The organism is Comamonas testosteroni ATCC 11996 (assembly GCF_000241525.1).
In the GTDB taxonomy this organism is placed as follows: Bacteria; Pseudomonadota; Gammaproteobacteria; order Burkholderiales; family Burkholderiaceae_C; genus Comamonas; species Comamonas testosteroni.
Genome location: NZ_AHIL01000003.1, coordinates 1 through 557, shown reverse-complemented (window position 1 = coordinate 557; position 557 = coordinate 1). Strand labels below are relative to the sequence as shown.

The following is a 557-nucleotide window of genomic DNA, read 5'->3' as shown; positions in this document are numbered from 1 at the left end:
TGTAGGTGTCCAGAGCTTCGGCCAGCTTCAGGATGGCAGGCTCGCCCTTGTCGGACTGGTCACCTTCCAGGGCCAGCTTGGCGGAGCCGCGGATGATGGGGGTGTCGTCACCGGGGAAGTCGTACTTGGACAGCAGCTCGCGCACTTCCATTTCGACCAGTTCCAGCAGTTCTTCGTCGTCCACCATGTCGGCCTTGTTCAGGAACACGATGATGTAGGGCACGCCCACCTGACGCGACAGCAGGATGTGCTCGCGAGTCTGGGGCATGGGGCCGTCAGCAGCGGAGCAAACCAGGATAGCGCCGTCCATCTGAGCGGCACCAGTGATCATGTTCTTCACATAGTCAGCGTGGCCGGGGCAGTCCACGTGAGCGTAGTGGCGGTTGGCAGTTTCGTACTCAACGTGCGAAGTGTTGATCGTGATACCACGAGCCTTTTCTTCGGGGGCGTTGTCGATCTGCGAGTAGTCCTTGGCTTCACCGCCGAAGTGCTTGGACAGCACGGTAGCGATAGCAGCAGTCAGGGTGGTCTTGCCGTGGTCAACGTGACCGATGGTG

1 protein-coding gene is annotated in these 557 nt (G+C 60.3%); it reads right to left on the bottom strand.

What is annotated here, in order from left to right; translation table 11 throughout:
- The coding region (locus CTATCC11996_RS02385; RefSeq protein WP_003072628.1) for a GTP-binding protein at positions 1-557 on the bottom strand (557 nt) is incomplete at both ends.